Genomic DNA, 25,972 nt, shown 5'->3' with positions numbered 1-25,972 from the left:
GGTGGCGTGCGCGCCACGGCCAGGTCACGTGTCATGTAACGGTTGCCGTCCGACCATTAGCGGGAGGTCGGCATGGACCGGTAGTGTTCGGCATTGCCGAACGGTGGGTAACGGGACGTCCGACGGTACGACGGTGTACGACAGCAGTCGGCACCGAGGGATGACGCGCCCGGTTTCGACGGCGGTCGAAGGGGACGGAGGCAGGACGGCGATGGCACGGAACATCCAGTCGCTCGAACGGGCGGCCGCGATGCTGCGGCTGCTCGCGGGCGGCGAGCGACGACTCGGCCTGTCGGACATCGCCTCGTCCCTGGGTCTCGCCAAGGGCACCGCCCATGGCATCCTGCGCACCCTCCAACAGGAGGGGTTCGTGGAGCAGGACGACGCCTCCGGCCGCTATCAGCTGGGCGCGGAGCTGCTGCGCCTCGGCACCACCTATCTGGACGTGCACGAGCTGCGGGCCAGGGCCCTGGTGTGGACCGACGATCTGGCCCGCTCCAGCGGGGAGAGCGTGTACCTGGGGGTGCTGCACCAGCAGGGCGTGCTGATCGTGCACCACGTCTTCCGGCCGGACGACAGCCGGCAGGTGTTGGAGATCGGCGCCATGCAGCCGCTGCACTCCACGGCGCTCGGCAAGGTGCTCTCGGCGTACGACCCGGTGGCGCACAGCGAGGCGCTGGACACCGACCGGAAGGCGTTCACCGATCGCACGGTGTGCGACTCCGGGGACTTCGAGCGCCTTCTCGACATCACGCGCGCGCGTGGGTACGCGGCCGACGTGGAGGAGACCTGGGAGGGTGTGGCGTCCGTCGCCGCGCCCATCCACGACCGGCGCCGTATGCCCGTGGGTGCGGTCGGGATCACGGGCGCCGTGGAGCGCCTGGGCAGGGACGGAGAGCTGCGTCCCGAGCTGATCGCTGCGGTGCGCGACTGCGCCCGCGCGGTGTCCAGGGACCTGGGCGCCGGTCGGTTCTGAGCACTGCGGACTCCCCCGGGACGCGCTGCGAACTCCCCCTGGGACGCGCTGCGCGCTCCCCGGGGACGCCGGGCGGCGTCCCGCTTCTCGCCCTACCCTGATATGGACATATCGGACCAAGGCCTACGTCAGCGCGCGAAGAGTGATAGCCGACAGCGATCAATAACGATCCTGTTTTCAATAACAGAACCCTTGACGCACGCGTAACGCCGAAGCAAGACTCCCGTCCATCGGTCGGCATTGTCGAACACCTACCGGCAATACGCGCTAGAGTGTGACAACGCCAAGGGCCGGCATCGCTCTCACCCCCGAGGGCGCCAGAACCCCCGGCGGGACCCGGGGTTCGGCTATCCCTGGACGAAGGACAAAGGAGTCGCGGGTGTCCAGCTCCGACATCTTCATCGGCGAGACCATCGGTACCGCCATACTCATCCTGCTCGGCGGCGGCGTCTGCGCGGCCGTCACGCTGAAGGCCTCCAAGGCCCGTAACGCCGGTTGGCTCGCCATCGCCTTCGGGTGGGGCTTCGCCGTCATGACGGCTGTGTACATCTCCGGACCGCTCTCCGGTGCGCACCTCAACCCGGCCGTCACCGTCGCCCTCGCCATCAAGAGCGGCGACTGGAACAACGTTCCGGTCTACTTCGCCGGCCAGCTGCTCGGCGCGATGATCGGCGCGACCCTGGTGTGGGTCACCTACTACGGCCAGTTCCACGCCCACCTCACCGACAAGGAGATCGTCGGCGGTCCGGGCGCACAGGCCACCACGGCCAAGACGGTCGAGGCCCAGGAGCAGGGCGCCGGCCCGGTCCTCGGCATCTTCTCCACCGGCCCGGAGATCCGGAACGTGGCGCAGAACCTCGCCACGGAGATCATCGGCACGGTCGTGCTGGTCCTCGCGGTCCTCACCCAGGGCCTGAACGACAAGGGCAACGGCCTCGGCATCCTCGGCGGTCTCATCACCGCGTTCGTGGTGGTGTCGATCGGTCTCTCGCTCGGCGGCCCGACGGGCTACGCGATCAACCCGGCCCGCGACCTGGGCCCGCGCATCGTGCACGCCCTGCTGCCGCTGCCCAACAAGGGCGGCTCCGACTGGGCTTACGCCTGGATCCCTGTGGTCGGTCCGCTGATCGGCGGCGCGATCGCTGCAGGCATCTACAACGTCGCATTCGCTTAATACGCAGAAGCACGCGTCATACGCAGAAGCAAGCGCCGTACGTAAAGCCCCTCACCACGGATCTTTCAGGAGCACACAGTGACCGACGCCCACACCGCAGGCCCGTTCATCGCCGCGATCGACCAGGGCACGACCTCCTCGCGCTGCATCGTCTTCGACAAGGACGGCCGGATCGTCTCCGTCGACCAGAAGGAGCACGAGCAGATCTTCCCGAAGCCGGGCTGGGTCGAGCACGACGCCAACGAGATCTGGACCAACGTCCAGGAAGTCGTCGCCGGAGCCATCCAGAAGGCCGGCATCACCCGTGACGACATCAAGGCCATCGGCATCACCAACCAGCGCGAGACCACCGTGCTGTGGGACAAGAACACCGGTGAGCCCGTCTACAACGCCCTCGTCTGGCAGGACACCCGCACCGACGGCCTGTGCCGGGAGCTGGGCCGCAATGTCGGCCAGGACCGCTTCCGCCGCGAGACCGGCCTGCCGCTGGCCTCGTACTTCTCCGGGCCCAAGGCCCGCTGGCTGCTGGACAACGTCGAGGGCCTCAAGGAGCGCGCCGAGGCCGGCGACATCCTCTTCGGCACCATGGACACCTGGGTCATCTGGAACCTGACCGGCGGTGTCAACGGCGGCAAGCACGTCACCGACGTGACCAACGCCTCCCGCACCCTTCTCATGAACCTGCACACCATGCAGTGGGACGAGAAGATCGCCGAGTCCATCGGCGTCCCGACGCAGATCCTGCCCGAGATCCGCTCCTCCGCCGAGGTCTACGGCGAGGTCAGCGGCGGCAAGCTCGGCGAGCTGCTCGGCGGCATCCCGGTCGCCTCCGCGCTCGGCGACCAGCAGGCGGCCCTGTTCGGCCAGTGCTGCTTCGCCGAGGGCGAGACCAAGTCGACCTACGGCACCGGCACCTTCATGGTGATGAACACCGGCGACAAGATCATCAACTCCTACGCGGGCCTGCTGACCACGGTCGGCTACAAGATCGGCGAGCAGCCGACCGTGTACGCCCTGGAGGGCTCGATCGCCGTCACCGGCTCGCTGGTGCAGTGGATGCGCGACCAGATGGGCCTCATCTCCACCGCCGCCGAGATCGAGACGCTCGCGCTCTCGGTCGAGGACAACGGCGGTGCCTACTTCGTGCCGGCCTTCTCGGGCCTGTTCGCCCCGCACTGGCGCTCCGACGCCCGCGGTGTGATCGCCGGTCTGACCCGGTACGTCACCAAGGCGCACCTCGCGCGCGCCGTCCTGGAGGCCACCGCCTGGCAGACCCGGGAGATCGCCGACGCCATGGTGAAGGACTCCGGCGACGAGCTGGTGGCCCTCAAGGTCGACGGTGGCATGACCGCCAACAATCTGCTGATGCAGCAGCTCGCCGACGTCCTGGACGCACCCGTGGTGCGCCCGATGGTCGCGGAGACCACCTGCCTCGGCGCCGCCTACGCCGCCGGCCTCGCCGTCGGCTTCTGGTCCAGCACCGACGAACTGCGCGCCAACTGGCGCCGGGCCGCCGAATGGACCCCCCGCATGGACGCGGAGACCCGCGACCGTGAGTACAAGAACTGGCTCAAGGCCGTCGACCGGACCATGGGCTGGATCGAGGACGAGAGCTGAGCTGCCCCCACGACAGCTCTGACTCTGACGAGGAGTAAGTACCCGACATGACCAGTCAGTCCACCCTGCAGTCCGTGCCTGCCCTCGGGACGCACCCGGCCTCCGGCTCCAATCCGAGCCGCGCCGAGACCCGGGAACAGCTCTCCAAGGCGTCGTACGACCTTCTGGTGATCGGCGGCGGCATCCTGGGCATCTCCACCGCCTGGCACGCCGCGCAGTCCGGCCTGAGGGTGGCTCTGGTCGACGCCGGCGACTTCGCCGGCGCCACCTCCTCCGCCTCCTCCAAGCTGCTCCACGGCGGTCTGCGCTACCTGCAGACCGGCGCGGTGAAGCTGGTGGCGGAGAACCACTTCGAGCGCCGTGCGGTCTCCCGCCAGGTGGCCCCCCACCTGGCGAACCCGCTCACCTTCTACCTCCCCGTGTACAAGGGCGGGCCGCATGGCGCGGCGAAGCTCGGCGCGGGCGTCTTCGCCTACTCCGCGCTCTCCGCGTTCGGCGACGGCGTCGGTCATCTGCTCTCCCCCGCGCGGGCGGCGCAGGACGTGCCCGAGCTGCGCACCGACAACCTCAAGGCCGTGGCCGTGTACGGCGACGACCAGATGAACGACGCGCGCATGGCGCTGATGACGGTCCGCGCGGCCGTCGAGGCGGGCGCGGTCGTCCTCAACCACGCCGAGGTCACCGGACTGCGCTTCACCAAGGGCCGGGTCACCGGCGCCGAGCTCAAGGACCGGCTGTCCGGTGCGGAGTTCGGGGTCAACGCCCGCCTGGTGCTGAACGCGACCGGCCCCTGGGTCGACCACCTGCGCAAGCTGGAGGACCCGAACGCGGCGCCGTCCATCCGTCTGTCCAAGGGCGCGCACCTGGTCCTGAAGCGCACCGCCCCGTGGAAGGCCGCGCTCGCCACCCCGATCGACAAGTACCGGATCACCTTCGCCCTCCCCTGGGAGGACATGCTGCTGCTCGGCACCACCGACGAGGAGTACGAGGGTGACCCGGCGGATGTGTCCGTCACCGACAAGGACATAGCCCAGATCCTGGACGAGGCCGCGTTCTCCGTGCGCGACCAGCAGCTCCAGCGCGACCTCATCACCTACTCCTTCGCCGGTCTGCGGGTGCTGCCGGGCGGCCCCGGCGACACCTCCAAGGCCAAGCGCGAGACCGTGGTGACCGAGGGCAGGGGCGGCATGCTGTCCGTGGCGGGCGGCAAGTGGACGACGTTCCGCCACATCGGCCGTACGGTGATGAAGAAGCTGGAGGCGCTGCCGGGCCACCCCCTCGGCGACGACTTCGAACCGATCTCCTCGCTGCCCAAGCGGCTGCCGCTGCCCGGTGTCGCCAACCCGCGCGCGGTCGCGCACCGGCTGCTGGTGGACGGCCCGGCGCCCGGTCCGCGCATGGCCGCCGACACCGCCAAGCACCTGGCGACCCACTACGGTTCGCTGGCCTTCGACATCGCCCGCCTGGCCAACGAGAACCCGGACCTGGCCGAGCGCGTCCACCCCGACGCCCCGGAGATCTGGGCGCAGGTCGTCTGGGCCCGGGACCACGAGTGGGCCGAGACGCAGGACGACGTGCTGCGCCGCCGTACCACGCTGACCATCCGGGGCCTGGCCACGGACGAGGTCCGCGCGAAGGTGCAGGACATGCTCGACAAGAAGTGACCCGGTGGGCCGGGACATGATGACCCGGCCCGCGCGACGGGGCGGCTCCACCCGCGTGGGGCCGCCCCGTCTGCTTCGCCTGCTCCGCCGGCTTCGCGCGCTGACCCGAACGGCCCGCAGTGCGACCCCCATAATGTGCTGAGACATCCGATGTCTGAGGCGTGGGGCGGGCGGCAGGAGGCCGGGCATGGCAGTCACCGACGAGGCGATCGAGAAGATCAAGGGCATGATCGTCTCCGGCGCGCTGCGCCCCGGCGACCGGCTGCCCAAGGAGAGCGAGCTGGCGGCCGAACTGGGCCTGTCCCGCAACTCCCTGCGGGAGGCCGTACGGGCCCTGTCGCTGATCCGGATCCTGGATGTGCGCCAGGGCGACGGCACCTATGTCACCAGCCTCGATCCGCAGTTGCTGCTGGAGGCGATGAGCTTCGTCGTGGACTTCCACCGCGACGACACCGTGCTGGAGTTCCTCGCGGTGCGCCGGATCCTGGAGCCGGCCGCGACCGCGATGGCCGCCTTCCGGATCGGCGAGCGGCAACTGGACGCCCTGTCCGCCCAGTTGGACGCCCTCGGCGAGGAACCCTCGGTGGAGGAGCTGGTCGCGGCCGACCTGGAGTTCCATCGCGGCATCGTGCGCGGCGCCGGCAACTCGGTGCTGTGCTCGCTGCTGGACGGGCTGTCGGGGCCCACCACCCGGGCCCGGATCTGGCGGGGCCTTACCCAGGAGGACGCGGTGGGCCGCACCCTGCGCGAGCACCGGGCGATCCTGGCCGCGCTGCGCGACCGGGACGCGGAGGCAGCCCGCTCCTGGGCGACCGTGCACATCGCGAGCGTGGAGCAGTGGCTGCGCAGCACGCTGTGAAACGCCTGTGCGGGGCGGTCCGGGCTCCCGGTTGACTCGGGGTGTCCGACAGCGGCGAACGGGGCAGTGATCCGGTCACTCCCCCACGCAAGGGGGCTGCGGGAGCCCCCGCCGGACGCCGTAAGGTTGGTGAGTCAAGCGAGGGCACGTCGGAAGGAGGCACTGGGTGATCGAGCTGGAGGGGGTTCCCGAGCTGATCGACCCAGTCATGGTGGCCGCGTTCGAGGGCTGGAACGATGCCGGCGACGCCGCCTCCACGGCGGTCGCGCATCTGGAACGCGAATGGAAGGGCGAGGTGTTCGCGGCGCTGGACGCCGAGGACTACTACGACTTCCAGGTGAACCGCCCCACGGTGTTCATGGACGGCGGAGTGCGCAAGATCACTTGGCCGACGACGCGGTTGTCCGTGGTGCGGGTCGGCGGCGACAAGCCGCGCGATCTGGTGCTGGTCCGCGGCATCGAACCGTCCATGCGCTGGCGCTCGTTCTGCAACGAGCTTCTCGGCTTCGCGCACGAGCTGGGCGTGGAGCTGGTGGTCATCCTGGGCGCACTGCTCGGTGACACCCCGCACACGCGTCCGGTGCCCGTCAGCGGGGTCACGTCCGACCCGGACCTGGCCCAGCGGATGGACCTGGAGGAGACCAAGTACGAGGGCCCGACGGGCATCGTCGGTGTGCTGCAGGAGGCGTGCACACACGCCGGGGTCCCCGCCGTGTCGCTGTGGGCGGCCGTACCGCACTACGTCTCCCAGCCGCCCAACCCCAAGGCCACGCTGGCGCTCCTCAACCGTCTGGAGGACCTGCTGGACCTGCGTATCCCGCAGGGCGAGCTGCCCGAGGACGCGCGCGCCTGGCAGGTGGGGGTGGATCAGCTGGCCGCCGAGGACAGCGAGGTCGCCGAGTACGTCCAGACGCTGGAGGAGGCCCGGGACACCGCGGAGCTGCCGGAGGCCTCGGGCGAGGCGATCGCCCGCGAGTTCGAGCGGTATCTGCGGCGCCGGGACGTGGGCCCGCCCCCTCCGGGCGGGCACGCGACGGCGGACGGCGGGGACGCGGGCTCCTGGCTGCGGGACAACCCGAGCGGGAAGACGCGTCCGGCGCGGCCGCCCAGGCCGGATGCCGATGCCTCCGGCGGTGAGACCGAGGACGAGGACGACTCGGAGGACTGAGGGTGCGGGAAGGGGCGGTTCCCCTGCGAGGAACCGCCCCTTCGCCGTCGTTCGACCGCGGCGCCCAGGACCTGTCCGGCGGACAGGCCCCGGAGAAGCCCTAGAGAGCCACTCCCAGCAACGCGTCCACCGCCCGGGTCACCACGCCCGGCGCGCCCGTGTCCGTGCCGCCCTCCGTCTCCTGCCGCTGCGCCCAGCGGTCCACGGCAGCCAGGGCTGCCGGCGCGTCCAGGTCGTCGGCCAGGGCCTCGCGGATGTCCTCGACGAGCGCGTCGGCGGACGGGCCGTCGGGGCGGGAGACGGCGGCGCGCCAGCGGCCGAGGCGGGCCACGGCGTCCGCCAGGACCTGGTCGGTCCACTCCCAGTCGGCACGGTAGTGGTGGGCGAGCAGGGCGAGCCGGATGGCGGCCGGGTCGACGCCGTCGCGGCGCAGCCGGGAGACGAAGACGAGGTTGCCCTTGGACTTGGACATCTTCTCGCCGTGCAGGGCCACCATGCCGGCGTGCACATAGGCCTTGGCCATGGGGAACTCGCCGGTGAGCACCTGGGCGTGCGAGGCGCCCATCTCGTGGTGCGGGAAGGCGAGGTCGGAGCCGCCGCCCTGGACGTCGAAGCCCATGCCGAGGTGGTCGAGGGCGATGGCCACGCACTCGATGTGCCAGCCGGGCCGGCCCCGGCCGAGGGAGGCGCCGTCCCAGCTGGGCTCGCCCTCACGGGCGGCCATCCACAGCATCGGGTCGACGGGGTTCTTCTTGCCCGGACGGTCCGGGTCGCCGCCGCGCTCGGCGGACAGCAGCCGCATCGCGGCCGCGTCGAGGTTCGAGACCTGGCCGAAGTGCGGGTCGGACTCGACGGAGAAGTAGATGTCGCCCTCCAGCTCGTAGGCCGCGCCGAGTTCGCGCAGCCGCTCCACGAGCGGGACGATGCCGGGTATCGCCTCAACGGCGCCGATGTAGTGCTGGGGCGGGAGTATCCTCAGGGCGGTCATGTCCTCGCGGAAGAGAACCGTTTCCTTCCCGGCGAGGGCGACCCAGTCGATGCCGTCCCGCTCCGCGCGCTGCAGCAGCGGATCATCGACGTCGGTGACGTTCTGGACGTAGTGGACCTGCCGCTTGGTGTCGAGCCACACGCGCTGAACGAGGTCGAACGCGTTGTAGGTCGCCGCGTGTCCCATGTGGGTGGCGTCGTACGGCGTGATGCCGCAGACATAGATACGGGCGACGGGACCGGGGTCGAGGGTGACGAGGCCGCCGGTCGCGGTGTCGTGGATCCTCAGGTCGCGGCCCTGACCAGGCAGGGCGGGGACCTCGGAAGCGGGCCAGGCATGCATGTACATGAGCCTAACCGGCCGTCGGCCGCGTATACGAATACGAACGGGATCAGGCCTGATGACCGGCTGGGCACTGTTGTGTTTCGGCACCCGATGTGCTTACCGCGCCCGGCCGGGGGTTCCGGGCCGGGCTCACACCGGCGGCCAGGGGATGGCCGGCCACTCACCGCCCGGTTCGGGATGGACTCCCGCGGCGAGCAGTGTCTCGACACGCGCGCGTGTGGCGTCGATCTCGGCCGGCGTGATCAGCGGGGCCAGCCGCTCGCCCAGCGGCCCGGTGAGGGCCCCGCGCAGGCCCGTGAGGACGTCGACCGCCTCGGCCGTCAGCGGTTCCCCGGCCCATCCCCACAGCAGCGTGCGCAGCTTGTTCTCGACGTTGAAGGTGACGCCGTGGTCGATGCCGTAGAGCCGGCCGTCGGCGGTGGGCAGCAGATGACCGCCCTTGCGGTCGGCGTTGTTGATCACCGCGTCGAGGACGGAGAGCCGGCGCAGCCGTTCGTCGTCGGCGTGCACGAGGAGCGCGGTACGGCCCTCGCCGACGTCGGCCAGACCGATCGCTTTCCAGCCAGGTTCCGGTTCCTCCGCCTCGACCAGGGCGAGCAGTTCCGCCTCGGCGTGCACGTCGACCCACAGCTGGCACATGCCCTCGCCGTACGGACCGTCGCGCAGCACGGTCGGCGGGACGAGGCCCCAGCCGGTGGCCTCGCAGACCTCGTAGGCGGCTACCTCGCGGCCGGCCAGGGTGCCGTCGGGGAAGTCCCACAGCGGGCGCTCCCCGGCCACCGGCTTGTAGATGCAGGAGGCTTCCCGGCCGTCCAGGGCGATCGTGCAGAACAGTGCCGCGTTGGAGGCCTCGCGGATCCGGCCGCGCACGGTCAGCTCACCCCGCGCGAGCAGTTCGGCGGCGGCCGCGTCGGCAGCCCTGTCGGCGGTTTCGGCGGTGTCGGCGGCTGTCACGCTCCGCGGCGGTATCCGTTCTGGCGCGGACATACGTGTCCTTCCGGATCGAGCGGGAGGCTGCACAGCGGGCACGGCGGCCGCCCGGCGTTGACGACGTCGAGGGCACGCTTGGCGAAGGCCCTGGCCTGCGCGCCGGTCAGCCGGACCCGCAGCATCGGGGGCCCGTTCTCCTCGTCCTGCAGCAGCCGCTCCTCGGCCTCGGCGAGGTCCTCCTCGGTGTCGGCGTCCAGCTCCACGAGCGCCTGCGCCTCGACGATCATGCGCTGTTCCTCGCCGTCCCAGGCCAGCGCCATGGTGCCGACGCGGAACTCCTCCTCGACGGGGGTCTCCAGCGGGGCGGTGTCGGAGATCTCGGAGGGCGCCATGGCGGGCACGGAGGCACTGCCGCCGCTACGCCGTACGACCTCGTCGAGCAGTTCGTCCATGCGCTCGGCGAGCGCGGCCACCTGGGTCTTCTCCAGAGCCACGCTGGTCACCCGGGTACCTGCGGTGGCCTGGAGGAAGAACGTACGGCGTCCGGGCAGTCCGACCGTGCCGGCCACGAAGCGGTCCGGCGGGTCGTAGAGGAACACCTGACGGGACACGTCCTGTCTCCATTGGATTCGTGGGTTTCGAGCGTTACGGGAGTCTCAGCGGGCCGGTCCGCGGCGGTGCGGACCGCTTCACCCTACTGCGGCCGACGATCACGGTGCGCCCGCACCACCCCCGACCGGTGCGTCGCCCTCACCTGGTTCCTCGCGCGGAACGAGGGAAGCGAAATCCCCGGTGTCGCCGAGGCGAACGAGAAACGGCCGAAGGCGGGTGTAGCGGATCGCGGTGACCGAACACGGTTCCACGGAGATCCGCTGGAACAGGTCGAGATGGAGGCCGAGGGCGTCGGCGACCAGGGATTTGATGATGTCACCGTGGGAGCACATGAGATAGACGGCGTCGGCGCCGTGATCGCGCTCCACGCGCACGTTCCACTCGCGTACGGCCTCGGCGGCGCGGGTCTGCATGGCGCGCAGGGACTCGCCGCCGGGGAACGCGGCGGCCGAGGGATGGGCCTGGACGACCTCCATCAGGGGCTCGTCCGTCAGCTCGGCGAGCTTGCGGCCGGACCAGTCGCCGTAGTGGCACTCCCCGATCCGTTCGTCGGTGTGGGCGCGCAGCCCGGGGCGGGCCTCCAGCAGCGGCCGCAGGGTCTCCTGGCAGCGCTGCAGCGGGCTTGTGACGACCTCGCTGAGCGGCAGCGCGGCGAGCCGTGCGGGCAGCGCGGCGGCCTGCGCGGCGCCGCGCTCGTCGAGGGCGACGCCGGGCGTCCAGCCGGCGAGCACTCCGGAGGTGTTGGCGGTGGAACGTCCGTGCCTGACGAGGATCAGCGTGGGCATGCGGCCCAGGGTAGGCGTATCAGCACATGCGACGGCGGCCGGGCGAGGGGAGAATGCGCTCCGTGATCGTCGATTGCGCCGTCTACCGGCACGGACACCGCACCGAGGGCCCGGAGGACCTGTCCGACGCGCTCGCCGAGGCGCGGGCGGCGGGCGGGTTCGTGTGGATCGGCCTGTACGAGCCCTCCGAGCGGGAGTTCGACCTGGTCACCCAGGAGTTCGTGCTGCATCCGCTGGCGGTCGAGGACGCCCTGAACGCGCATCAGCGGCCCAAGCTGGAGGTGTACGACGACTCGCTGTTCATGGTGCTGAAGCCGGTCCTGTACGACGCGGACCACGACACCGTCTCGTCGGGCGAGATCATGGTGTTCATCGGCGACAGCTTCGTGGTCACCGTCCGCCATCGCGAGCACTCGCCCCTGGCCGCCGTACGGCACCGGCTGGAGGAGGAGCCCGAGATGCTGGACAAGGGCCCGACCGCGGTGCTGTACGCGATCTCCGACGCCGTCGTCGACCACTATCTGGAGGTGGCGACGGAGCTGCAGAACGATCTGGAGGAGCTGGAGGCGGAGGTGTTCCGGCCGGAGGGCGGCGGCTCGCGGCACACCGCGTCGCGGATCTACGGCTTCAAACGGCAGATCCTGGAGTTCCGCCGGGCCACCGGCCCGCTGGTGCTGCCGCTGACCCGGCTGGCGGGCTCCGGCCCGTTCGGCGGCACGATTCCCTTCGTGCACGACAAGGCGCGCCCGTTCTTCCGGGACGTCGGCGACCACCTGCTGCGGGTGAACGAGTCGGTGGAGGCCCTGGACCGGCTGGTGTCGGACGTCCTCGCGGCGCATCTGGCGCAGATGAGCGTGCGGCAGAACGACGACATGCGGAAGATCTCCGCGTGGGCGGCGATGGCCGCGGTGCCCACGATGATCGCCGGGATCTACGGCATGAACTTCGACCACATGCCCGAGCTGCACTGGCTGTGGTCGTATCCGGCGGTGATCCTGCTGATGGCCGCGCTGGAGGTGCTGCTGTACCAGCTGTTCAAGCGGCGCGGCTGGCTGTGAGGCCCGCCGTACGGGCCTGTACGGGCCTGTACGGGCCTGTACCGCTCAGGCGAACCCGTGGGCGGGGGCGCCGGGGCCGCCGAGGGCGTCGCGGCGCTCGGGCATGCTGAGGGCGACCATGCGACGCCAGCCGGCGAGGCGCTCATAGCCGTACACGGCGTGGATACCGGCCGCGAGCAGCGCGGACCTGGTCCTGGGCCAGCCCAGGATGCGGCCCATGCGGGCCATCACGGCGAGGCTGACGTCCCGGTAGACGCGGATCTCGGCGAGGGCGTAGCGGCGCAGGGTGGACCGGATCAGCCGGCCGTGCCCGGCGGCGGCGAACCGCAGCAGTTCCTCGTGGGTGTAGGCGAGGTGGTTGTCCTCGTCGTCCGCGATCATGCGTACGGCCTTGCCGACCTCGGGGTGGTCGCCGAAGTACCGGCGGAGCATCACCATCTGGTCGGCGGCGCGCTGTTCGGTGACGCGGCTGTGGGAGAGGTAGACGATGATGTCCCGCACGGTGAGCGGCTCGTCGCGGCGCAGCCGGTCGTGGGCGAGTCCGATGCCGCCGTGCTCCAGGAGCATCGTGTAGTCGGTCTCGGGCGGTACGGCGACGGGGGTGAGCCCGCGCCTGCTCATCAGGGCGCCGAAGATGCGTCCGTGCTTGTCCTCGTCGGCGCCGTGGCGGGTGATCTTCGGGGCCAGGGCGCGCTCGGCGCTCGGCACCAGGGACGCGATCCGTGCGTTCTCCCAGCCGCCCTGGGACTCCCCGCCGGCGGCGATGGAGCAGAAGAGCCGGAACGACTCGTCGTTGTCGAGGATCTCCTGGAACAGACTCCTGGCCGACAGCATGGACGCCACCTCTCCACGGCTCCGCGGCTTCCGCGTATGTTCCACGGCATTCCGCGCCATTCCGCACTATTCCGCAAAGAACGAGTCAAATGCGGGCGGAGGTGAGGCGCAACACGGATGTCTGAAGACTCGGCCGAAAGAAGGAACACCGGGGTCGTAACCGGGCGCCGCCCGGCGCGTTGTTCCCGGCGACGGCCGTGGCGGGGAAGACCCCCGAGCCCCCACCACGGCCGCTGAAGCCTCCTCGGACAGCCCCTAGGCCGTCCCTAGGCCTCCCCCTAGGCCAGTCCCGCGCGCTCCAGGGCCTCGCTGCCGGCGCGCAGGGACGCGATCCGCTCCTCCAGGGTGAAGCCGGCCGGGGCGAGGCTGAGGGTGGTGACACCGGCGGCGGCGTAGGCCTTCATCCGGTCGGCGATGCGGTCGACGGAGCCCAGCAGTGTCGTCTTGTCGATAAGCTCCTGCGGGACCGCGGCCGCGGCTCCCTGCTTGTCTCCGGACAGGTACATCCGCTGGATCTCGGCGGCCTCCTTCCCGTATCCCATGCGCTGGGCCAGCTGGTTGTAGAAGTTCTGCTTGGCGCTGCCCATGCCGCCGACGTACAGCGCGGTGTAGGGGCGGAAGGTGTCGGCGAGGCGGGCCACGTCCTTGTCCTCGCCGACGGCCAGCGGCAGGGTCGGGCAGACGTCGAACCCGTCGAGCGTCCGGCCCGCCTTCTCGCGGCCCGCGCGCAGGTAGGTGAGGGTCGTGTCCTCAAGGTGGTCGGCGGAGGGGAAGATCAGCAGGGCGCCGTCGGCGATCTCGCCGGTCTGCTCCAGGTTCTTCGGGCCGATCGCGGCGATGTAGAGCGGGATGTGCTCGCGCTGCGGGTGCACGGTCAGCTTGATCGGCTTGCCCGGACCGTCCGGCAGCGGCAGCGTCCAGTGCTCACCCTCGTACGACAGCCGCTCCCGGGTCATCGCCTTGCGGACGATCTCCACGTACTCACGGGTGCGGGCCAGCGGCTTGTCGAACTTGACGCCGTACCAGCCCTCGGAGACCTGCGGGCCGGAGACCCCGAGGCCGAGCCGGAAGCGGCCGCCGGAGAGCGAGTCCAGCGTGGCCGCGGTCATCGCCGTCATCGCGGGCTGCCGGGCCGGGATCTGGAAGATGGCGGAGCCGACGTCGATGCGCTCGGTCTGCGCGGCGACCCAGGACAGGACCGTCGCCGCGTCGGAGCCGTAGGCCTCGGCGGCCCAGCACACGGAGAAGCCCAGCCGGTCGGCCTCCTGCGCGACGGCCAGATTGTCCCCGTCCATTCCGGCACCCCAGTAGCCGAGGTTGAGTCCGAGCTGCATGGCCGATTCCCCTTACCCATGAGTAACGTCCCTGTGGGGGTGACCATAGCGTGGATGGACGGCTGCGGGCAGTCGCGTCGGGCGCCCGGCGACGCCGGTTGTCCACAGGCCACCCACCGCACGGGTTCTGGCCAGTAATCTCGCCCGCATGGAGCAGAGGCATCTCGGCCGTACCGGCCTGCGTGTGTCCCGGATCGGACTCGGCACCCTCACCTGGGGCCGGGACACCGATGAGCATGACGCCGCGGACATGCTGAAGGCGTTCTGGGAGGCCGGCGGCACCCTCGTCGACACCGCGAACGTGTACGGCGACGGCGAGTCGGAGTATCTGCTCGGACAGCTGATGGCCGGCCTGGTGCCGCGCCGGGACCTGGTGATCTCCACCAAGGCGGGCAGCGTCCCCGACCCCGACCGCCGCTTCGACGGCTCCCGCGGCCATCTGCTCGCCGCGCTCGACGCCTCCCTCGCCCGCCTGGGCACGGAGTACGTCGACCTGTGGCACATCCATGCCTACGACCCCGAGACCCCGCTGGAGGAGACCCTCCAGGCCCTCGACATAGCGGTGAGCAGCGGCCGCGCGCGCTACGCCGGCGTCTCCAACTTCTGCGGCTGGCAGCTCGCCAAGGCCGCCACCTGGCAGCTCGCGGCGCCCGGCATCCGCACCCGGCTGGCCGGCACGCAGCTGGAGTACTCACTGCTGCAGCGGGGCGCGGAGCGCGAGGTGCTGCCGGCCGCGCTCGATCTCGGCATCGGTCTGCTGCCCTCCTCCCCGCTCGGCCGGGGCGTTCTGACCGGGAAGTACCGGCACACCACTCCCTCCGACTCGCGCGGCGCCTCCGAGCATCTGGCCCCCTTCGTGGAGCCCTACCTCGACGACACGGCGACCCGCATCGTGGATGCGGTGACGACGGCCGCCGACGGGCTCGCCGTCACCCCGCTGCAGGTGGCCCTCGCCTGGGTCCGGGACCGGCCGGGCGTGGCCGCGCCGATCGTGGGCGCGCGCAACGCGCAGCAGCTCTCGGCGGCGTTGTCAGTGGAGGCCCTTAGTCTTCCTGACGAGATCTGCCGGGCGCTGGACGATGTGTCGGCGCCCGTGCACCGCTATCCCGATCACCACTGGAGCACGCTGTGAGCACGGAGCCGGAGACCACGGAGGAAGCCGGGCCGGGGACGCCGGACACACCCGAGGCCCCGGGCGGGGACACCACGCCCGCGCCGGAGGACGGCCGCGCGGACGGCGGCAGTGAGGCCGCGGGCGAGGCCGAGGGCGGTGACGGCGCGGCGGCCCAGGTGTCCGAGGCGGATGCCGAGTTGGCGGCGCAGCGGGTCGAGCGGGAGCGGATCGAGCGGCGCAAGGCGGAGAAGCAGGGCCCGATCGCAAGCGGCGCCAAGCTCAGCGGCAAGGCGGCCGACCTGCTCGCCGCGGTGCGCGCGGTGGAGAGCGGCGACAAGCCGGCCGCCCCGGCGTTCGCCGAGCCGGCTCCGGCGCCGCGCCGCCCGGCCCCGGAGCCCGTGCGCCGGCCGCAGACCGCGCCCGCCCCGAGGGCGCCCGGCGCCCCCGCGCCGCAGACGGTGGAGAGCGTCCGCGGTGTGCTCGCCGAGGGCGGCGCCCCCGAGGCCCTGGCGCCCCAGGTGGCCGCCGCGCTCGGCGAGGGCGCCGACGCGGCGCTGCGCGAGGACCCCTGGCAGCTGCTACGGATCGGCGGTGTACGGCCCGACCAGGCCGACGGGTTCGCGCGGGCGCTGCTCGGCACCGCCTGCGGTCCGGGCGACGAGCGGCGGGGGCGCGCGGTCACCGTCTGGCTGCTGGAGCAGGCGGCCCTGGCCGGGCACACCGCGCTGGAACTGCCCACGCTCATCGCGGCGCTCGGCCGGCAGAACGTGCCGGACCCGGACGCGGCGGTGCAGAGCACCCTCGCGGAGGGCGAGGCGCTGGCGTTCCAGGACGCCCTGGAGGAGCCGGGAGCCGCTGCCCCGCGGCAGACGGAAGAGGGCGAGCAGGAGGAGGAGCGCCCGGTCCGGGTCCTGGTCGGCCTGGAGCGGTACGCACTGGCCGAGGAGAGCCTCGCCGACGGCCTGGCCCGGCTGGTCAACTCACTGTCGAAGGAGACCGACCGGGCCTGGCAGTCGGCCGCCGGCACGGTGTCCGACGGCGCGGCCGAGCTGGCCCGCGCGGTGGCCGGGCACGGCCTGGTGCTGCACACCGGCGGGGAGGCGGCCCGCGCCGAACCGGCCGCTCTGCTCGGTGCCGCGCGCGCTGCGGGCCTGCGGGCGTTCGCCGTGTGCCACACACCCGACGGACGCCGGCGCCTGGCCGCACGGCCCGGGGCGGACCCGGCGGAGCACGGCGTGGGCACGGTCGCCGGACTGCTGTCCGGCGCCGAGGGGCCGGGCCGGGACGCGGACGGCGCGCTGGAGCTGGATCTGCTGATCGTGCTGGACGGGCCGCAGCTCGACGTGGAGAGCGCCGCGATGCTGGTGGAGTCGCTGCCCGACGGGGCCCGGCTGGTGCTCAGCGGCGACCCGGCGGTGCTGTGGTCGGCCGGTCCCGGGCGGGTCTTCGCCGATCTGCTCGCCGCCCGTGTCTGCCCGCAGATCGCCTCCCGGATCCCCGACCCCGGCCCGATCGGCGAGCTGGTCTCGGGCGTCGGCATCGGCGAGCTGAACCAGGTCGAGGCCCCGGGCAAGGAGATCGTCATCGTCCCGGTGCGGGACGCGGGCGAGGCCGTGCACCGGACCGTCCAGCTGGTCGCGGACTCGGTGCCGCGGGCGATCGGGGTGCCGGCCGACCAGACCGTGGTGATCACCCCGGGACACGGCGGCGCCGCGGGCACCAGGGCCCTCAACTCCGCGCTGAAGGAACGCCTCAACCCCGGCCCCGGCCGCTTCGGCGGCTTCGACCCCGGCGACCGGATCGCCTACTCCCCCGCCCCGGGCACTGCGGTGCCGGGCTCGGTCGTCAAGGCCGACGCGGACGGGCTGCACCTGTCGTGTGCGGGCGCCCCGGTGGTCGTACCGCGCGAGCGGGTGGAGGGCGCCGTGCGGCACGGCTGGGCGCTGACCGCGCACCAGGCGGTGGGCGCGCGATGGCCGGCGGTGGTCGTGGTGCTGCCCGGCGACGCGGCGCAGGCGCTCAGCAGACCCTGGGTGTACACGGCGTTCGGGAGGGCGGAGCGGCATCTGTCCGTGGTCCACGGACTGGAACAGGCCCTGCCGAAGGCGGTGGCGGAGACGTCGGCCAAGCCGCGCACGACCCGCTTGCAAACACTGCTGCGCACGCAGGTCACGAACGACTAGCGCTCTGTCCGGCGGTGCCGAACCGGCCCCTGGCCACCGGCACCGCCGGGCTCGGCACCGCCGGACTCCGTCACTTCTCGGCGTCGAGCGGCTCCAGATCCCCGTCCTCGGCCTCGTCCTCGACGAACTCGAGGTCGTCGTCCTCGTCGCCCTCGTCGGAGACGTCGTCGTCGAACACGGCGCTCACATCGAAGCGGCACACCACCCGCTGCGGATCGACGTGGTCGAACGGCGCCTCCAGCCACTCGCCCGCCTCGGGGGACTCGTCCGCCGCGGTCACCCAGAGCGTGGAGTCGCCCTCCTCCAGGCCGAACTCCTTGTGCCGGGACGCGATCTCGTCCGGTTCGAACTCGCCGAACAGCACGCCCAGCGCCCCTGGAACCGTGCCCGCGGCGTTCTCGGCCAGGCCGCCGGCGGCGTCGTACTCCGCCGCCTCGATCCGCTCGGCCTGTGCCAGCAGCCGCTGGGGTTCCGCCACGGAGTAGTCGCGGCGGATCAGCACGCTGACCGCGTTCGGTTCCTCGGGACCCGCGTACGGCGGCAGCTCCTCGGACCCGGGGATCTCGAAGGGCGTGACCTCGTCGTAGCGGTCGTAGAGCAGCTCGTCGTACGCCTCGGCGGCCGCGGCCAGCTGGTTGAACGCTTCGAAGACGGCCGGGTCGTCCTCCCCCGACCTGCGTTCGACGGCCGCCAGATGACGATCGAGGGCGGTCTTGACCGCCTCGGCGGCGGCGCGTACCTCGGCAGCGGTGGGCTGCGCAGCATCAGACATAGTGCAGACGCTATCCGTACCGGGGCCCAGCCCGCACAATAGATGCGATGCCGGAATACGAATTTGTCGACGTGTATGTGCCGCGCGGGGTGTCCCGCAAGGAAGCCACACGTCTACTGACAGACCACGCCGAGTACGGACACTGGGAGTTGGACCGACTGAGTCTGCTGCGTGACGGCAGCCGCAAGGTGCGGTTGCGCCGGCGGATCATCCGCCAGGTGCGTGCCACATGGTGATCCTGGAGAGCTGAACGGAGCGGGCCCGCCGACATGGCAGGGCCCGCTCCGTTTGCCGCGGATGACGGCTCACCGCGCCGGCCCGGCTTCCCCGGGTCCGGTGGTCGCGGTGTTCTCGGCGTGGCCGGTTACACGGTGGGCCGCGCCTTGCGGTAGAGCACCGCTCCCGCGAGCAGCGCGCCCGCACCGGCCGGCAGCGCGAGGCCCACCGGCAGATCACTGCCGGTGTGCGCCAGCTGGCCGTTGGTCAGGGGCGGGGTGGAGCGGCCACCCTGCCCGACCGGCGTGGACCCGTGGGTTCCCCCAGGGCCGTGGGGCGTGTGCCCGCCCTTGCCGGGCGGGGTCGTCGGGTGCCCCGGGTGACCGGGCTGCCCGGGGTGCCCCGGCTTGCCCGGGTGACCCGGCTGGCCCGGGTGTCCGGGGTGACCAGGGTGCCCCGGATGACCGGGGTGGCCCGGGTGTCCGGGGTGACCCGGCTTTCCGGGCGGGTTTCCGTGGCCGCCGCCCGGCGGCTGGCCGTGGTCCCCGCCGCCTCCGTTGGTGCAGTCGTTGTCCGTGGTGGCGTTGCCGATCCCGATGACGTCCACGCTGTTGCCGCAGGCGTTCACCGGCACATCGATCGGCACCTGCACGGTGTTGCCGGAACCGACGCCGGGCGAACCGCTGGTGTGTCCGCCCGCGTGCGAGCCGCCGGAGCCGGCTGAGCCGCCGGAGCCGCCGCTACCCCCCGAAGTACCGCCGTGGTTGGCGCAGCTGTTGCCCATCGCCGGGTTGAGCAGCCCGACGACGTTCACGGTGTTGCCGCACACGTTGACCGGCGCGTGCACCGGCACCTGCACGGTGTTGCCGGACAGTACGCCGGGCGAGCCGGCGGCGAAGCCGGACGCCCCCGCGTCGGCGTGGGCATAGCCGCTCGCGGCGGCGATCACACCGGTGGCCGCCGCCATCGTCATCAGGCCCTTGCGGGTGCCCTGTCGCATCTTCTGATTTCCCCTGCCTTCAATCCTGCTGTGCCTCGCGAATTGCGTTGCGACCCTCGCGGGTCGCGTCTTTGCGCAAGAGGCCGGTCGGCCCCGGAGCGCATGGCACGCGCTCCGGGGCCGACGGCTCAAAAATGACGTCCCCCCCGTGAGGAGGTCGTCGTCACTTGTTGATGCAGGTGTTGCCGAAGGCGGGGTTCAGGATCCCGATCACATTGACCGTGTTGCCGCAGACGTTCACCGGGACGTGAACGGGCACCTGAATGACGTTGCCGGAGACAACGCCCGGCGAGTGCACAGCGGCACCCTGGGCTCCGGAGTCTGCGACGGCGAGGCCCGCGCCCGCGAGAACCAGCCCACCGGTGGCAGCCGCAGCAGCGACGACCTTCTTGATCATTGTTCCTCCTTGTTGGCAATGCGACCCCAAGGTGCGGAGTCACATCACCTGTAACGAGGAGGAACTAATGAAGCTACGAACCGATCGTCGCATTCACCCGTTCCAGTCATCCCCGTACATGCGCCCGAATACCGAGGCCCAAAGCCTCACGACGCGTCGATGAACCGGTCCAGTACGCGCACGCCGAACTGCAGCCCGTCGACCGGTACCCGCTCGTCCACGCCGTGGAACATGCCGGCGAAGTCCAGCTCCGGGGGCAGCTTCAGCGGGGCGAAGCCGAAGCCGCGGATGCCGAGGTCGTCGAAGGACTTGGCGTCGGTGCCGCCGGAGAGCATGTAGGGGATCGCCTTGGCGGTGGGGTCCTCGGCGAGCAGCGCGGACTGCATGGCCTCCACGAGCGCCCCGTCGAAGCCGGTCTCGACCGCCTTGTCGGCGTGCACGTCCTCGCGCCGCACATTCGGGCCGAGCAGCCGGTCGAGGTCGGTGAGGAACTCCTCCTCGTGGCCGGGCAGGAACCGGCCGTCGATGTGCGCGGTGGCCTCGCCCGGGATGACGTTGACCTTGTATCCGGCGTTCAGCTGGGTGGGGTTGGCGGTGTTGCTGAGGGTCGCGCCGATGAGCTTGGCGATGCCGCCGAGCCGGGCGAGGGTGGACTCCATGTCCTCCGGGTCCAGCTCGGTGCCGAGCGCGTCGCCGAGTTCGTCGAGGAAGGCCCGGGTGGTCTTGGTGACCCGCACCGGGAACCTGTGCCGGCCGACCCGGGCCACGGCCTCGGACAGCTCGGTGATCGCGTTGTCCCGGTGGATCATGGAGCCGTGCCCCGCGGTGCCGGCCACGGTGAGCTTCATCCAGTGCATGCCCTTCTCGGCCGTCTGGATCAGATAGAGCCGCCGCTGCTCGTCCACGGTGAAGGAGAAGCCGCCCACCTCGCTGATCGCCTCGGTGACGCCCTCGAAGAGGTCCGGGTGGTTGTCGACCAGGTGGCGGGCGCCGTCGGTGCCGCCGGCCTCCTCGTCGGCGAGGAAGGCGACCACGATGTCCCGCGGCGGACGCCGGCCGCTGCGCAGCCGGTCGCGGACCACCGCGAGGGTCATGGCGTCCATGTCCTTCATGTCGACGGCCCCGCGCCCCCACACGCACCCGTCGGCGACCTCGCCGGAGAACGGGTGGTGGGTCCAGTCGTCGGCGTTGGCCGGTACGACGTCCAGGTGGCCGTGGATCAGCAGCGCGGGCCGGGAGGGGTCCTCGCCCTCGATGCGGGCCACGGTGGAGGCGCGGCCCGGGTGCGACTCGTAGATCTTCGGCTCCAGCCCGACCTCGGCGAGCTTCTCGGCCGCCCACTCGGCGGCCCGGCGCTCGCCGGGGCCGGAGTGGTCGCCGTAGTTGCTGGTGTCGAACCGGATCAGCTCGCGGCAGAGGTCCACGACCTCGTCCTCGCCGGTGACGCCCCTGGCCGTGTCCGTCTCGCTCACGTGCTTCCTCCCGCTGTCACTGCTGGTGGTCCTTTCATCCTCTCTCCGCCACCGCCCTCGGCCCAAGACCGGTCCCGGCCCGTCACACACCGTTCACGCGCGACCGGCCGCCGGAAGCGGGGGGTGATCAGCCACCCCGGAAAGCCTGGTACTGTTTCCTTCGTCGCCGCGAGGGAAACCCCGCCGCAAGGGAATCCTCCGCACGACACACACCTTGTCCGGGTGGCGGAATGGCAGACGCGCTAGCTTGAGGTGCTAGTGCCCTTTATCGGGCGTGGGGGTTCAAGTCCCCCCTCGGACACCACCAATGAGGGCCCCTGTTCATCAGGGGCCCTTCGTCGTGTGTGGGCCATGTCTCCCGCGATACGAAGATCGGCAGGTCAGCGACCCGAGGCGAGCGGCCTCGGTCACCCGGACGGCCCGCTCGGGCGGCTGGACGGAGAGGCGAAGCCTAGCGTCGTACTAAAATATCCGGCTTGTTACTTCAGTCGGACCGACGTGAGGACCTGATGGCAGCCATAGACGAGAGCAGCGCTCTCGGCCTGCTCGACGAAGAGATCCGCACGCAGTTCGGCGACCGGGCGCGCTTCTCCGCGGGGCCCGCCGCCTCGCCACGCACCCTGGTCGACGTGTTCGACGCGACCGTGCGGTCCCATCCGGACGAGCCCGCCCTGGACGACGGTACGACGTGTCTGACCTACCGTGCGCTGGCCGTCGAGGTGGAGCGGCTGCGGCGCCGGCTCGCGGGCGCGGGGGTCGGGCTCGGCGACCGGGTCGGGGTGCGGGTGCCCTCGGGCACGAACGAGCTGTACGTCGCGATCCTCGCCGTCCTGGCCGCCGGTGCCGCCTATGTCCCCGTCGACGCCGAGGACCCGGACGAGCGGGCCGAGCTGGTGTTCGGCGAGGCGGAGGTGCGGGCCGTGGTCGGCGCCGGGCACGCCATCGCCGTCCAGGGCACCGACCCCGGCGCCACCGCGGCGGCCACGTCCGGCTCCACCGCCGCACGGCCCGGCGCCGAGCACGACGCCTGGATCATCTTCACCTCCGGGTCCACCGGGAAGCCCAAGGGCGTCGCCGTGACGCACCGCAGCGCCGCCGCGTTCGTGGACGCCGAGGCGGCCCTGTTCCTCACGGAGGAACCGATCGGGCCCGGCGACCGGGTCATGGCGGGACTGTCCGTCGCCTTCGACGCGTCCTGCGAGGAGATGTGGCTGGCCTGGCGCTACGGCGCCTGTCTGGTGCCGGTGCCGCGCTCGCAGGTCAGGAGCGGCGCCGATCTGGGGCCCTGGCTGGTCGAGCAGGAGATCACCGTCGTGTCCACGGTGCCGACGCTGGCGGCGCTGTGGGAGCCCGAGACCCTCAACGACGTACGGCTGCTGATCTTCGGCGGTGAGGCCTGCCCGCCCGAGCTGACGCAGCGGCTGGTCACCGAGGGGCGCGAGGTGTGGAACACCTACGGGCCGACCGAGGCGACCGTCGTGGCCTGCGCGGCGCTGCTGACCGGCGAGGAGCCCATCCGGATCGGGCTGCCGCTGAACGGCTGGGAGCTGGCCGTCGTCGACGAGGCCGGTGAGCCCGTGCCGATGGGCGGCAGCGGGCAGCTCGTGATCGGCGGGGTCGGGCTCGCCCGGTATCTCGACGCCGAGAAGGACGCGGAGAAGTACGCGCCGCTCGCGTCGCTGGGCTGGGAGCGGGCGTACCGCAGCGGTGACCTGGTCAAGGCCGATCCCGAGGGGCTGATCTTCCTCGGGCGGGCCGACGAGCAGATCAAGCTCGGCGGGCGGCGGATCGAGCTGGGCGAGGTGGATGCCGCGCTGCAGGCCCTGCCCGGGGTGGCGGGGGCCGCGGCCGCCGTGCGCACCGCCCGCAGCGGTAACCAGCTCCTGGTCGGCTACGTCGTCACACAGGACGGCTGGGACCAGGCGGCGGCCGTGGAGAAGCTGCGGGCCGCGCTGCCCGCCGCGCTGGTGCCGCTGCTCGCGCCCGTCGCCGACCTGCCGACCCGGACGTCCGGGAAGGTGGACCGGAACGCCCTGCCCTGGCCGCTGGAGGGCGTTCAGGCCCCCAAGGCCGATCTGTACGGCACCGAGGCCTGGCTCGCCGAGCAGTGGGCGGAGGTCCTGGGCATCCCGGTGACGAGCGCCTCCGACGACTTCTTCGCCATCGGCGGCGGCAGCCTGGCCGCCGCCCAGCTCACCACCCGGCTGCGCACCCGCTACCCGAGCGTGGCCGTCCTCGACATCTACCAGCAGCCCGTGCTGCGCAAGCTGGCCCGGCGGCTGGAGGCGTCCGTGCAGGACGACGGCGCCCGGCGGACGGTCGCGCCGGTCCCGGTCCGCGCCCAGGCCCTTCAGCTGCTGCTGCTCCTCCCGCTGGTCACGCTGCTCGGGCTGCGCTGGACGCTGGTCCTGGCCGCCGCCGGGAATCTGCTGCCCGGCTACGCCTGGCTGCCGACCGCCCCCTGGTGGCTGCTGGCGGCCGGCGCGCTGCTGTTCTTCACCCCGCCCGGCCGGATCGCCGTGGCGGCGGGCGGGGCCCGGCTGCTGCTGCGGGGCCTCACGCCCGGCCGGTACCCGCGGGGCGGGAGCGTGCATCTGCGGCTGTGGACGGCCGAGCGGCTGGCCGAGTTCAGCGGGGCGACCACACTGACCGGCTCCTGGCTGGAGCGGTACGCGCGGGCGCTGGGCGCGAAGATCGGGCCCGACGTGGATCTGCACTCGCTGCCGCCGGTCACCGGCATGCTCAAGGTGGGCCGGGGCGCGGCCGTGGAGTCCGAGGTCGACCTGTCCGGCTACTGGCTGGACGGGGACCGGCTGGAGATCGGCACGGTCAAGGTCGGCGCGCACGCCGTCGTCGGCACCCGCAGCATGCTCTTCCCGGGCGCCCGGGTCGGCAAGCGGGCCGAGGTGGCGCCGGGCTCGGCGGTGAGCGGGCAGGTCCCGACGGGTCAGCGCTGGGCGGGCGCGCCCGCGGTCAAGCTCGGCAAGGCCAAGCGCAACTGGCCGAAGGACCGCCCGCAGCGGGGCACGTACTGGCGGGTGATGTACGGCCTCACGGGGCTCGCGCTGAGTGCGCTGCCGCTGGTGGCGGGGGTGGCCGCGCTGCTGGTCGCCCGGCGCTTCGTGGTGCCCGGCCACTCCCTCGCCGAGGCCCTGCGCGGGGCCGCGCTCGGGCTGGTCCCGGCCACGCTGGCCTATGGGCTGGTGTACGCGCTGCTGATCCTGGTCGGCGTACGCGCGCTCAGTCTGGGGCTGCGTGAGGGGACGCATCCGACGCACAGCCGGGTCGGCTGGCAGGCGTGGACCGTGACCCAGCTGATGGACCGCGCCCGGGAGACCCTGTTCCCGCTGTACGCCGGGCTGGTCACACCGGTGTGGCTGCGGATGCTGGGGATGCGGATCGGGCGGGGCGCCGAGGTGTCGACGGTGCTCGCGCTGCCGAGCCTGACCACGGTCGGCGACGGCGCGTTCCTCGCGGACGACACCCTGACCGCGCCGTACGAGCTGGGCGGCGGCTGGGTGCGGATCGGGCACGCGCGGATCGGACGGCGGGCCTTCCTCGGGAACTCCGGGATGACCGCGCCGGGCCGGCGGGTGCCGGACGGCGGTCTGGTCGGTGTGCTGTCGGCGACGCCGAAGAAGGCGAAGAAGGGCACCTCGTATCTGGGGCTGCCGCCGGTGAAGCTGCCGCGCAGCGCCGCCGACTCGGATCAGAGCCGTACGTACGACCCGCCGGCCCGGCTGCTGTGGGCCCGCGGTCTGGTGGAGCTGTGCCGGATCGTGCCGGTGCTGTGCTCGGCCGCGGTGGCCGCGGGGACGGTGGCGGCACTGTGTGCGCTCGGCCCATGGGCCTGGGCGCTGTCGGGTGTGGTGCTGCTCGGGGCGGGTGTCACCGCGGCGGTCGTCTCGGTCGTCGCGAAGTGGCTGCTCGTGGGGCGGCACCGGGCCGGGGAGCATCCGCTGTGGAGCTCCTTCGTGTGGCGCAACGAGCTGGCGGACACGTTCGTCGAGGTGCTGGCCGTGCCGTGGCTGGCCGGGGCCGTGCCGGGGACGCCGGTGATGACGGCATGGCTGCGCGGGCTCGGCGCGCGCATCGGCAAGGGCGTGTGGGTGGAGAGCTACTGGCTGCCGGAGACGGACCTGGTGTCCCTTGAGGACGGCGCCACCGTCAATCGCGGCTGCGTCCTGCAGACACACCTCTTCCATGACCGGATCTTGCGGACGGATACTGTGGTCCTCCGTGCGGGCGCCACACTGGGCCCTGGTGGCATCGTGCTGCCCGGCAGCGCGATCGGGGCCCGTACGACCCTGGGGCCCGCTTCGCTCGTCATGGCCGCGGAGTCCGTCCCGGACGACACCCGCTGGCTCGGCAACCCGATCGAGGCATGGCGTCCCTGAGCGCGGGCCACTCGGTGCCTGCGGGCACCGGTGCACGGAGGGACGGTTCGAGCAAGGCGCAGGGAGCGAACGCGGAA

At 72.0% G+C, this 25,972-nt stretch carries 21 protein-coding genes and 1 tRNA gene; 12 read left to right on the top strand and 10 right to left on the bottom strand.

Annotated elements, in window-relative coordinates:
• The first annotated feature begins 211 nt into the window (after window positions 1-211).
• The 6 genes from IE277_RS11530 (at window position 212) to IE277_RS11505 (ending at window position 7,458) form a co-directional block, all read left to right on the top strand.
• Window positions 212-976 (top strand): IclR family transcriptional regulator, encoded by a 765-nt coding sequence (locus IE277_RS11530; protein ID WP_189951255.1) that lies wholly within the window; start codon window positions 212-214, stop codon window positions 974-976.
• 379 nt (window positions 977-1,355) lie between these two features.
• A complete protein-coding gene (locus tag IE277_RS11525) occupies window positions 1,356-2,150 on the top strand; it encodes an MIP/aquaporin family protein (RefSeq protein ID WP_189951253.1) in 795 nt (264 codons plus the stop codon).
• A 78-nt stretch (window positions 2,151-2,228) separates the two neighbouring features.
• On the top strand, window positions 2,229-3,767 hold the full coding sequence (gene glpK, locus IE277_RS11520) for a glycerol kinase GlpK (RefSeq protein ID WP_189951251.1): 1,539 nt from the start codon (window positions 2,229-2,231) through the stop codon (window positions 3,765-3,767).
• Between the two features lie 47 nt (window positions 3,768-3,814).
• Complete coding sequence (locus IE277_RS11515) at window positions 3,815-5,431, top strand: glycerol-3-phosphate dehydrogenase/oxidase (RefSeq protein ID WP_189951250.1); 1,617 nt, start codon at window positions 3,815-3,817, stop codon at window positions 5,429-5,431.
• Between the two features lie 187 nt (window positions 5,432-5,618).
• Complete coding sequence (locus IE277_RS11510) at window positions 5,619-6,290, top strand: FadR/GntR family transcriptional regulator (protein WP_189951247.1); 672 nt, start codon at window positions 5,619-5,621, stop codon at window positions 6,288-6,290.
• Window positions 6,291-6,456: 166 nt separating this feature from the next.
• The gene (locus IE277_RS11505; RefSeq protein ID WP_189951245.1) at window positions 6,457-7,458 is read left to right on the top strand and encodes a PAC2 family protein; all 1,002 of its coding nucleotides are present in this window, start codon (window positions 6,457-6,459) and stop codon (window positions 7,456-7,458) included.
• A gap of 100 nt (window positions 7,459-7,558) precedes the next feature.
• On the opposite strand, the gene mshC is transcribed toward IE277_RS11505, so the two are convergent.
• From mshC to IE277_RS11485, 4 genes are all read right to left on the bottom strand, one after another.
• Window positions 7,559-8,788, bottom strand: a complete 1,230-nt coding sequence (gene mshC / locus IE277_RS11500; RefSeq protein ID WP_189951244.1) for a cysteine--1-D-myo-inosityl 2-amino-2-deoxy-alpha-D-glucopyranoside ligase — start codon at window positions 8,786-8,788, stop codon at window positions 7,559-7,561.
• 132 nt (window positions 8,789-8,920) lie between these two features.
• On the bottom strand, window positions 8,921-9,778 hold the full coding sequence (locus tag IE277_RS11495) for an SCO1664 family protein (protein WP_189951242.1): 858 nt from the start codon (window positions 9,776-9,778) through the stop codon (window positions 8,921-8,923).
• Entirely contained in the window at window positions 9,742-10,332 is a 591-nt protein-coding gene (locus tag IE277_RS11490) for a DUF3090 domain-containing protein (RefSeq protein ID WP_189951239.1), read from the bottom strand. The genes IE277_RS11495 and IE277_RS11490 overlap by 37 nt, the downstream gene beginning before the upstream one ends.
• Before the next feature lie 99 nt (window positions 10,333-10,431).
• Window positions 10,432-11,118, bottom strand: a complete 687-nt coding sequence (locus IE277_RS11485; RefSeq protein ID WP_189951237.1) for a histidine phosphatase family protein — start codon at window positions 11,116-11,118, stop codon at window positions 10,432-10,434.
• 62 nt (window positions 11,119-11,180) lie between these two features.
• Here IE277_RS11485 and corA point away from each other — a divergent pair, with 62 nt between their 5' ends.
• Window positions 11,181-12,176, top strand: a complete 996-nt coding sequence (gene corA / locus IE277_RS11480; protein ID WP_189951235.1) for a magnesium/cobalt transporter CorA — start codon at window positions 11,181-11,183, stop codon at window positions 12,174-12,176.
• A 45-nt stretch (window positions 12,177-12,221) separates the two neighbouring features.
• Here corA and IE277_RS11475 read toward each other — a convergent pair whose 3' ends face one another.
• Both IE277_RS11475 and IE277_RS11470 read right to left on the bottom strand, forming a co-directional pair.
• On the bottom strand, window positions 12,222-13,010 hold the full coding sequence (locus IE277_RS11475) for a ferritin-like domain-containing protein (RefSeq protein WP_189951233.1): 789 nt from the start codon (window positions 13,008-13,010) through the stop codon (window positions 12,222-12,224).
• A gap of 278 nt (window positions 13,011-13,288) precedes the next feature.
• Window positions 13,289-14,344 carry an LLM class F420-dependent oxidoreductase gene (locus IE277_RS11470; protein WP_189951230.1) on the bottom strand — a complete coding sequence of 352 codons (1,056 nt, stop codon included), beginning with the start codon at window positions 14,342-14,344 and terminating at the stop codon, window positions 13,289-13,291.
• 148 nt (window positions 14,345-14,492) lie between these two features.
• On the opposite strand from IE277_RS11470, the gene IE277_RS11465 reads away from it, so the two are divergent.
• Both IE277_RS11465 and IE277_RS11460 read left to right on the top strand, forming a co-directional pair.
• Entirely contained in the window at window positions 14,493-15,476 is a 984-nt protein-coding gene (locus IE277_RS11465) for an aldo/keto reductase (RefSeq protein ID WP_189951228.1), read from the top strand.
• Window positions 15,473-17,641 (top strand): helix-hairpin-helix domain-containing protein, encoded by a 2,169-nt coding sequence (locus tag IE277_RS11460; protein ID WP_189951226.1) that lies wholly within the window; start codon window positions 15,473-15,475, stop codon window positions 17,639-17,641. The genes IE277_RS11465 and IE277_RS11460 overlap by 4 nt, the downstream gene beginning before the upstream one ends.
• Before the next feature lie 70 nt (window positions 17,642-17,711).
• Here IE277_RS11460 and IE277_RS11455 read toward each other — a convergent pair whose 3' ends face one another.
• On the bottom strand, window positions 17,712-18,413 hold the full coding sequence (locus IE277_RS11455) for a hypothetical protein (protein WP_189951223.1): 702 nt from the start codon (window positions 18,411-18,413) through the stop codon (window positions 17,712-17,714).
• 47 nt (window positions 18,414-18,460) lie between these two features.
• Here IE277_RS11455 and IE277_RS11450 point away from each other — a divergent pair, with 47 nt between their 5' ends.
• On the top strand, window positions 18,461-18,649 hold the full coding sequence (locus tag IE277_RS11450; protein WP_043407302.1) for a DUF5703 family protein: 189 nt from the start codon (window positions 18,461-18,463) through the stop codon (window positions 18,647-18,649).
• A 128-nt stretch (window positions 18,650-18,777) separates the two neighbouring features.
• Here IE277_RS11450 and IE277_RS11445 read toward each other — a convergent pair whose 3' ends face one another.
• From IE277_RS11445 to IE277_RS11435, 3 genes are all read right to left on the bottom strand, one after another.
• The gene (locus tag IE277_RS11445; protein WP_189951222.1) at window positions 18,778-19,629 is read right to left on the bottom strand and encodes a chaplin; all 852 of its coding nucleotides are present in this window, start codon (window positions 19,627-19,629) and stop codon (window positions 18,778-18,780) included.
• Between the two features lie 163 nt (window positions 19,630-19,792).
• On the bottom strand, window positions 19,793-20,026 hold the full coding sequence (gene chpH, locus IE277_RS11440) for a chaplin ChpH (RefSeq protein WP_189951220.1): 234 nt from the start codon (window positions 20,024-20,026) through the stop codon (window positions 19,793-19,795).
• Window positions 20,027-20,172: 146 nt separating this feature from the next.
• Window positions 20,173-21,498 carry a M20/M25/M40 family metallo-hydrolase gene (locus IE277_RS11435; protein ID WP_189951218.1) on the bottom strand — a complete coding sequence of 442 codons (1,326 nt, stop codon included), beginning with the start codon at window positions 21,496-21,498 and terminating at the stop codon, window positions 20,173-20,175.
• Window positions 21,499-21,714: 216 nt separating this feature from the next.
• On the opposite strand from IE277_RS11435, the gene IE277_RS11430 reads away from it, so the two are divergent.
• Together IE277_RS11430 and IE277_RS11425 are read left to right on the top strand one after the other, a co-directional pair.
• Window positions 21,715-21,802: transfer RNA gene (locus IE277_RS11430), tRNA-Leu, on the top strand.
• Between the two features lie 205 nt (window positions 21,803-22,007).
• Window positions 22,008-25,895, top strand: coding sequence for a Pls/PosA family non-ribosomal peptide synthetase (locus IE277_RS11425; protein WP_189951216.1), 3,888 nt, complete (start codon window positions 22,008-22,010; stop codon window positions 25,893-25,895).
• The last annotated feature ends 77 nt before the right edge of the window (window positions 25,896-25,972 follow it).

It is taken from the genome of Streptomyces alanosinicus, from assembly GCF_014650595.1.
In the GTDB taxonomy this organism is placed as follows: domain Bacteria; phylum Actinomycetota; class Actinomycetes; order Streptomycetales; family Streptomycetaceae; genus Streptomyces; species Streptomyces alanosinicus.
Note: the sequence above shows the minus strand (reverse complement) of the source record. Positions and strands in the feature narration are given on the sequence as shown.

Coding starts and splice junctions, on each gene's coding strand:
- chpH (WP_189951220.1), bottom strand. CDS start 20,026: ATGATCAAGAAGGTCGTCGCTGCTGCGGCTGCCACCGGTGGGCTGGTT.
- IE277_RS11515 (WP_189951250.1), top strand. CDS start 3,815: ATGACCAGTCAGTCCACCCTGCAGTCCGTGCCTGCCCTCGGGACGCAC.
- IE277_RS11450 (WP_043407302.1), top strand. CDS start 18,461: ATGCCGGAATACGAATTTGTCGACGTGTATGTGCCGCGCGGGGTGTCC.
- IE277_RS11475 (WP_189951233.1), bottom strand. CDS start 13,010: ATGCTGTCGGCCAGGAGTCTGTTCCAGGAGATCCTCGACAACGACGAG.
- IE277_RS11495 (WP_189951242.1), bottom strand. CDS start 9,778: ATGTCCGCGCCAGAACGGATACCGCCGCGGAGCGTGACAGCCGCCGAC.
- IE277_RS11530 (WP_189951255.1), top strand. CDS start 212: ATGGCACGGAACATCCAGTCGCTCGAACGGGCGGCCGCGATGCTGCGG.
- IE277_RS11445 (WP_189951222.1), bottom strand. CDS start 19,629: ATGCGACAGGGCACCCGCAAGGGCCTGATGACGATGGCGGCGGCCACC.
- IE277_RS11465 (WP_189951228.1), top strand. CDS start 14,493: ATGGAGCAGAGGCATCTCGGCCGTACCGGCCTGCGTGTGTCCCGGATC.
- IE277_RS11470 (WP_189951230.1), bottom strand. CDS start 14,344: ATGCAGCTCGGACTCAACCTCGGCTACTGGGGTGCCGGAATGGACGGG.
- mshC (WP_189951244.1), bottom strand. CDS start 8,788: ATGCATGCCTGGCCCGCTTCCGAGGTCCCCGCCCTGCCTGGTCAGGGC.
- IE277_RS11425 (WP_189951216.1), top strand. CDS start 22,008: ATGGCAGCCATAGACGAGAGCAGCGCTCTCGGCCTGCTCGACGAAGAG.
- IE277_RS11455 (WP_189951223.1), bottom strand. CDS start 18,413: ATGTCTGATGCTGCGCAGCCCACCGCTGCCGAGGTACGCGCCGCCGCC.
- IE277_RS11510 (WP_189951247.1), top strand. CDS start 5,619: ATGGCAGTCACCGACGAGGCGATCGAGAAGATCAAGGGCATGATCGTC.
- IE277_RS11485 (WP_189951237.1), bottom strand. CDS start 11,118: ATGCCCACGCTGATCCTCGTCAGGCACGGACGTTCCACCGCCAACACC.